This window comes from Chryseobacterium sp. BGARF1, assembly GCF_001677955.1.
Taxonomy (GTDB): Bacteria; Bacteroidota; Bacteroidia; order Flavobacteriales; family Weeksellaceae; genus Chryseobacterium.
On the sequence record NZ_LELA01000096.1, the window covers coordinates 1 to 8,025 of the forward strand.

Here is an 8,025-nt window from a genome sequence, read left to right on the forward strand (position 1 = left end):
GTTTTCATTATTTCATAATTATTAATCTATAAAACGTATTATCTGTTAATTGTGGCTATAGTTGAAAAATTTTTAAATTAAAAATAAAAAAGATGTAGTTTTTTTGTCTAAATATAAAAATGATTGTGTTTTTCTAAAATAAAATTATCAATTCGTTAATATTATATAATTCAATATTCAAATAAAAACTGTATCTTTGCAGAAATTTTATAATATTTAATGAATTTATTTACGGAGACCAATTTAAGTCCTGATATCCTTAAGGCCATTGGCGAACTGGGTTACGAAAGCCCGACAGAAATCCAAAAACAGACTATCCCTTTCATTCTTTCAGATATTCGCGATCTAATCGCACTTGCGCAGACAGGGACAGGCAAAACAGCAGCGTTTTCGCTTCCGATTTTGGATATGATTGACGATACGAGTCGCAAAATCCAATTTTTGGTGCTTTGTCCGACACGAGAATTATGTCTTCAAATTACAAAAGACATCAAAAATTATTCAAAGTACATGCAGAACATCAAAACTACAGCAGTTTATGGTGGAAGCAGTATTATGGATCAAATTCGTTCTTTAAAGGACAAGCCACAGATTATTGTGGGAACTCCAGGAAGGGTAATCGATTTGATTAACAGAAAGGCATTAGACTTTTCTGCAATTCACTGGTTGGTTTTAGACGAAGCAGATGAAATGCTTTCAATGGGTTTCAAAGACGATTTGGAAACCATTATGAAAGAAACTCCTGAAACAAAACAAACTTTCTTGTTCTCGGCAACGATGAGTAAAGAAGTGGAGCGTATTTCTAAAAATTATTTGACAAACCCTCACCGTATTTCTGTGGGTTCTATTAACGAAGTTAAGAAGAACATCAAGCATTTCTATTATGTAGCTGGTTATCGTCATAAGAAAGAGGCTTTGAAGAGATTAATCGATTCAAACCCTAATCAATACTCAATTATCTTCTGTAGAACAAGAATGGAAACTCAGGAAGTTGCTGATTTCTTGATGCAGAATGGTTATGCAGCAGATGCTCTTCATGGTGATCTTTCTCAAGCGCAGAGAGATACAGTAATGAAGAAATTCAGATTGAAAAATATCGATATTTTGGTAGCAACAGACGTTGCTGCAAGAGGTTTGGATGTTGATTCATTAACTCACGTTGTGCATTTCTCTTTACCAGATGATCCTGAAGTATTCGTTCACAGAAGTGGTAGAACGGGTAGAGCAGGTAAAGACGGTATTTCGATTTCTTTAATTAAGCCTGAAGAAAGTAGAAAATTGAAGCAAATCAAGTCGGTTACAAAAATTGACATTACTGAAGCTAAAATTCCTAGTGGTGAAGATGTAATTAAAGCTCAGGTTGCTGGTGTTTTTGAAAACTTACTTGAAGTACACGAAGATTTCTTTGATTTTAATGATGCTTTAATTCCAGATCTATCAGCTTTCACAAAAGAAGAGTTGGTGCACAAATTACTTCAGTTCCAATTAAAAGATCTTGCTTTGTATTACAAAGACAGACATGATTTGACTGATCAGAAATTGAGCAGCAGAGATGATGATAGAGGTGGAAGAGATCGTGATAGAGGAAGAGACAGAGATCGTGACAGAGGAAGAGACCGCGACAGAGATAGAGGCCCTAGAGGAGATCGTGACGGAAGAAGCGACAGAGGAGAAAGAAGAGGTGATCGTGGTGGAAAACCAAGACAAAGAGACGAAAATATGACTAGATTTTTCTTCAATCTTGGTAAAAAAGATCAATTGAAAAAACTAGATGTTTTGGAAATCATCAACAAAGCAACTTCAAGCAAAGGTAACAAGAGAGCGGAGATCGGTAATATCGAGATCCTTGAAAAATTCTCTTTCTTTGAAATTGAAAAAGGATTTAAGAATGAGCTTTTAGGGAACATTCAATCAATGAAATTCAAAGGAAAAGATATGAGAGCTGAAGAAGCTAACTAATCTTATTCTAAGCATACAAATTAAGCCGGCATTTTTGCCGGCTTTTTTTATTTGAATTTTATTTAAACAATTGTTTAAAATGTTGATTCCAAAGCTTATACAGAGATGCTGATTGTTGTAGAGTTTTATATGAAAAAATATTAATTCAATGTGAACAAAAATTAACGCTGGATGCTTTTTGGTAAGATGGTTTTTTAAGAAATTTGCACACGAATTTATAAACACTATAAAATGGGCATTGGTAATATTTTCCACGCTTTTCAACCGAAAGATAAAATCTTTTTTGTGCTTTTCGAAAAAGTTACAGATAACTTGGTTGCTATGTCTAACGATTTTAATCACGGAATCAAAGATTTTGATCTTAATGATGATTCTATGCTTAAATTAATGAGCGACTACGAGCATAAAAATGATGAGCTTACTCACGAGATCTTCGTTGAATTGGGGAAAAACTTCATTACACCTTTCGATCGTGAAGATATTCACACATTGGCGACTGGTCTAGATGATATCGCAGATTATATCTATGCTTCGGCAAAGTATATTTTCCTTTACAAATCTCCTTTGATGAAGGCTTATGCAGATTTTTCATTATTAATCTACAAAGCTTGTCTTGAGATTCAGAATGCAATGAAAAATCTTAAAGGTTTCAAAAATATGGAGCAGGTAAAAGAAGCTTGTATTAAAGTAAACTCTATAGAGAATATTGCAGATGATCTTCTTTCAAACTCTATGGTAGAATTGTTTGAAACCAATGATGCAATTAATATTATTAAAATTTCATCAGTATTAAACTACCTTGAAGTAGTAACCGATAAAGCAGAAGATGTTGCCAATACAATTGAAAACATCATGATCAAATACGCTTAATTAATAATTATAATTAACAAATGGAATTTCCGATTTTACTTATAGTTATTATTGCCTTAGCTTTAATCTTTGATTACATTAATGGTTTTCATGATGCGGCAAACTCTATTGCAACTATAGTTTCTACAAAAGTTTTAACTCCTTTCCAGGCTGTACTTTGGGCAGCAGTTTGGAATTTTGCAGCGTTCTTTATCGCGGCTTACATTATTGGAGAGTTTAAAATTGGTAATACGATTGCCAAAACTGTCAACGAGAACTTTATCACACTTGAAGTCATATTTTCAGGTCTTGTTGCAGCAATTTTATGGAATTTGCTGACGTGGTGGTTTGGTATTCCTTCTTCATCATCACACACATTGATTGGAGGTTTTATAGGGGCTGCTTTAATGCACGCTTTTATGATGGATTATCATGATGTTGTTGCAGCTCAGCCAAACTTAGGAACTTGGGAAACTTTTAAAGAAGCGGTCAGTCAGCTTACTCAGCAGAGTGTTGTGAAGTTTGATAAAGTAATTCCTATTTTCTTATTCATCTTTATGGCTCCGGTTATTGGAATGATTATTTCGATTATTATTACTTTAATCATCGTTCACCTTTACAAAAAATCTAATCCTTACAAGGCTGATAAGTCTTTCAAAAGATTACAGTTAGCTTCATCGGCTTTATTTAGTTTAGGACATGGTTTAAATGATGCACAGAAAGTAATGGGAATCATTGGTGCGGCTTTAATTTATTACCACGTTGTAATGCTTAAAGATCCTGTATATTTAAATATTCCTGCCGCTGGACGTTTCGATTATTTTGCACAGCATTATATTTGGGTTCCTTTGGTTTCTTTCGTTGCTATTGCATTGGGAACCATGAGTGGTGGTTGGAAAATCATCAAAACAATGGGAACTAAAATTACAAAAGTAACTTCATTAGAAGGGGTAAGTGCAGAAACTGCAGGAGCAATTACATTATTTATTACAGACCATTTTGGTATTCCTGTTTCTACAACACACACGATTACTGGTTCTATCATTGGGGTTGGTCTTACGAAAAGAATCTCTGCCGTACGATGGGGAATCACTGTAAGTCTTCTTTGGGCTTGGGTATTAACAATTCCAATTTCAGCAATTGTTGCAGGGATTACTTACCTTATCGTTACATTTCTTTTTTAAATAGAAAAATTTAAAATAAATAAAAAACTTTGCTCGAATGGGCAAAGTTTTTTTGTTACAAATATTCTCGTTAATCATATTATTGTTTTAATGTCTGTAAAAAGTACTTTCGAGGATTATCGTAAAAGCTCTCGACGACTTATACAAATATTCTATAGCTTTTTAAAATCTGATTATTTTAGTTAAAATTTCTTTCTCAGCGATAATGAAATTTTGTCCAAATACACAGAGTTTTTTTTGTTTAAAACCCCTCAGAAAATCGTATTTTTGTTCAAACTATTAGATTTTATGGAATTCTTAGACACCTACCAACAGATTGTTGCTGATGCTATTACTAAATATACGTTTAAAGACAAACCTACAGAACTGTATGAGCCGATGAATTATATCATCTCGCACGGTGGAAAGCGTCTCCGTCCGATTATGGTTTTAATGGCTTGTGATTTGTTTGGTGGTGACCAAAAAGAGGCAATAAAGCCTGCTTTGGCCATTGAGTTTTTCCATAATTTTACTTTAATCCATGATGATATTATGGATGAAGCTCCGCTAAGAAGAAATAAACCGACTATTCATACCATTCACGGTCTAAATACTGGGATTCTTTCAGGAGACGGTTTAATGCTTAAAGCCTATAAGTTTTTTGAAGATTTGGAACCGGAAATTTTTAAAGCTTGCGTAAGAATTTTCACGCATACAGGTTTGCTTCTTTGCGAAGGTCAACAATATGATATTAATTTTGAAACTCAGGAAAATGTAACGTTTGAGGATTATATCAGAATGATTACATATAAAACTGGAGTTTTGAGTGCTTCGTCGTTTGAGATTGGTGCTATGATTGCTAAAGCGCAGTTTAAAGATGCAAAAGCAATCTTCAATTTCGGAAAACACATCGGTATCGCTTTCCAGATTATGGATGATTATTTGGATGTTTTTGGAGATCAGGCTCAGTTTGGTAAAAAACATGCCGGAGATATTTATGAAAACAAAAAAACAGTACTTTATCTTTTAGCAAGAGAACACGGAACAGAAGAGGAGCGTAAAGAATTAGATTACTGGTACTCTAAAAAGACTGATAATATTGATAAAGTATACGGTGTAGAAAAGATTTTCAGAAGAACAAAAGTTGACGAGAAAGCATTACTTTTAATCCAGAAACATAACGAAATAGGACAAAGCTATTTGGCAAAAATAGATGTTCCTGAAGAGAAGAAAAAACCATTCACAGAATTGGCAAATTACTTGTTGAGAAGAGAATCATAATTTGATAATTCGTCAATTTGAAAATTTGAAAATGAATAAGCAAAAATTTTTAAATTTTCAAATTGGCACATTTTCAAATTCTCAAATTAAATGAATGAAATTCCGTACTGAAGTTAACATCAACCCATCGCAGCAAAAAATAGAAATTGAAGATAAAATATTTTCAATAGGCTCTTGTTTTGCGTCAGAGATGTCAGATTTACTTCATAAAGGTCAGCTTCAGACGGTAAACAATCCTTTTGGAACGATTTTTAATCCGTTTTCGATTAGTAATTCAATTAGAAAACTCCATGATTCAGAATTTTATCTTGAAGATGACTTAATTGCTTACGATGACGAATTTATTTCTCTGGATCATCACACCAGTTTTGATACTCGATACATTCACCAGACTTTAGATAAGATCAATTCAAAAATAGAAGAAGGAAACCGCTTTTTACAGGAATCCAATTGGGTAATTATCACTTACGGAACTTCCTTTATTTATGAATTTGAACCTAAGAAAAAGCTGGTTGCCAATTGCCATAAAATTCCACAAAAATTCTTTGAAAAAAGACTTTTAACCAATCAGGAATTGAATGATTTTATTTATGATACGATTATTAATCTTCAGGATATTTGTCCGGAGAATGTACAAATCCTGTTTACTGTTTCACCTGTGCGCCACACAAAGGACGGAATGGTTGAAAATCAATTGAGTAAGTCTAAATTGATCACATCGATTCATGAGGTAATCTCTCAGTTCGAAAATTGTCATTATTTGCCTATTTATGAAATAGTAATGGATGATCTACGCGATTATAGATTCTATAAAGATGATTTGATACACCCTAATTCGCAAGCCATTAATTATATTTTTGACAAATTTGGGAATGCTTATTTTTCAAATGAAACGAAAGATTTTATCAAAGAAAATTTTAAAATCAATAGAGCTTTAGAACACAGAACGGATGACGAAAAAAATCCAAAATTCATTGATTTTAAAGAAAAACTGAATCAGAGAATTGAAATTCAGAAGCAAAAAGTAAAACACACAATATTTTCTAATGATTGATTTTACAAAACTTGATTATCTGAAAATAGGAAATGAAAGACAAAAAAGAGCGTATGAAGTTCTTACAAAATATAAAATATTCACCATCTTAGATTATTACTCACCTATTTTGGCAGGAACAATTCCTATAGAAATTGATGTAGAAGGAAGTGACTTAGATATAATTTGCAAGGTTGAGGATAAGATTGAGTTTGAGAAAGTTCTAATAGAAAAATTTAAAGATTTTGATTTAAAAATTAAGAAATCAAATATAAATAATGAGGAATTTTTAGTTTGTAATTTTAAATTAGAAGAATTTCTTATTGAAATTTTTGCACAAAATAAACCAACCATACAACAAAATGCTTATTGCCACATGATGGCAGAATACAAAATTTTGCAGGAAAAAGGAGAAGAGTTTAAACAAAAAATAATCGATCTTAAGAAAAAAGGAATAAAAACTGAACCCGCTTTTGGATTGCTTTTAGGGTTAGAAAATCCTTACGAAGATCTTTTGAAATTTTAAAATAATGATAGATACACATACGCATTTATATGCTGAAGAGTTTGATGAAGATAGAAAAGAAGCCATTCAGAGAGCTTTAGATAAAGGGATTACTGAGTTTTATCTTCCGGCTATCGATTCCGAATCGCACGAGAAAATGATTCAGCTAGAAAGCGAATATCCTAATCATGTTTTTTCAATGATGGGTTTACATCCTTGTTATGTAAAACCTGAATCTTGGGAAAAAGAACTTGAAATCGTAAAAAATTATCTTGACCAAAGACATTTTCCTGCCATCGGGGAAATCGGAATTGATTTGTATTGGGATAAAACGACTTTAGACATTCAAGTAAAAGCTTTTGAGCAACAGATAGATTGGGCAATTGAGAAAGATTTGCCAATCGTGATTCATACGAGAGAAAGTTTTGAAGAAACTTTTGAAGTTCTAGAAAGAAAAAAACACCCGAAATTAAGAGGCATTTTTCATTGTTTTTCTGGAAATCTTGAGCAGGCAAAACATGCTTTAGATTTAAACTTTATTTTAGGAATCGGTGGAGTAGTTACCTTTAAAAACGGTAAAATTGATCAGTTTTTAGATGAAATCCCCTTAGATAAAATCGTTTTAGAAACAGATTCTCCTTATCTTGCGCCAGTGCCTTTCAGAGGTAAAAGAAATGAAAGCTCATATCTGGATCTGGTTGCTGGAAAATTGGTAGATATTTACCAAAAAGATTTTGCAGAAATCGATAGGATTACCACTGAGAATGCAAGGAGAATGTTTAAATAAAATGATTGACTAAAAGAATGAATAAACTAAAATACATGAAGAATAATCATATCATGAAACCTGTGATGTTCTTGATTTATTTTACGGTTAATTTGTTATTTGTTATAAAATATGGAGTGAGACAAGATAAAATTGACGTGTCGGTTTTAGTCGGTATTTTTGCATTGTTTCATATTTTACTTTATAAATCGAATCAATTTTTCATTAATAAATTCAACATCACAAAAACATTTTTGTATCTGTTTTTAGGTGCTGTAGTTTTGATTTTTGTGTTATTATGTCATTTAATCGATAGCCCATATAAAGTAAATATAGACCGCTGGCAGACCATAGAGTATTGTTTAAAAGATTGGCTCAACGGAGATTTTTTTTATGATAAACCTAATTTTATAGGCCAAATGCCGTCTTATCTTCCGGGGCAGCTTCTTGCGGCGGTAGGTTTTTATTT

The 8,025-nt window shown here is 32.5% G+C and carries 8 protein-coding genes; all 8 read left to right on the plus strand.

Features of this window, described 5'->3' with window-relative positions; translation table 11 throughout:
- Window positions 1-219 precede the first annotated feature (219 nt).
- The gene (locus tag AB671_RS18120) at window positions 220-1,959 is read left to right on the plus strand and encodes a DEAD/DEAH box helicase (protein ID WP_066676587.1); all 1,740 of its coding nucleotides are present in this window, start codon (window positions 220-222) and stop codon (window positions 1,957-1,959) included.
- Between the two features lie 231 nt (window positions 1,960-2,190).
- Window positions 2,191-2,829, plus strand: coding sequence for a DUF47 domain-containing protein (locus tag AB671_RS18125; protein WP_066676585.1), 639 nt, complete (start codon window positions 2,191-2,193; stop codon window positions 2,827-2,829).
- Window positions 2,830-2,849: 20 nt separating this feature from the next.
- Complete coding sequence (locus AB671_RS18130) at window positions 2,850-3,992, plus strand: inorganic phosphate transporter (protein ID WP_066676582.1); 1,143 nt, start codon at window positions 2,850-2,852, stop codon at window positions 3,990-3,992.
- A gap of 288 nt (window positions 3,993-4,280) precedes the next feature.
- Entirely contained in the window at window positions 4,281-5,252 is a 972-nt protein-coding gene (locus tag AB671_RS18135; protein ID WP_066676580.1) for a polyprenyl synthetase family protein, read from the plus strand.
- 94 nt (window positions 5,253-5,346) lie between these two features.
- On the plus strand, window positions 5,347-6,306 hold the full coding sequence (locus tag AB671_RS18140; protein WP_066676578.1) for a GSCFA domain-containing protein: 960 nt from the start codon (window positions 5,347-5,349) through the stop codon (window positions 6,304-6,306).
- Entirely contained in the window at window positions 6,299-6,811 is a 513-nt protein-coding gene (locus AB671_RS18145) for a DUF4269 domain-containing protein (protein WP_066764857.1), read from the plus strand. Before AB671_RS18140 ends, AB671_RS18145 begins: the two co-directional genes overlap by 8 nt.
- A 4-nt stretch (window positions 6,812-6,815) precedes the next feature.
- Window positions 6,816-7,577 (plus strand): TatD family hydrolase, encoded by a 762-nt coding sequence (locus AB671_RS18150; RefSeq protein ID WP_066680613.1) that lies wholly within the window; start codon window positions 6,816-6,818, stop codon window positions 7,575-7,577.
- 17 nt (window positions 7,578-7,594) lie between these two features.
- Window positions 7,595-8,025, plus strand: a 431-nt coding sequence (locus tag AB671_RS18155; RefSeq protein WP_157444252.1) for a hypothetical protein, incomplete at its 3' end; no start/stop codon positions are given.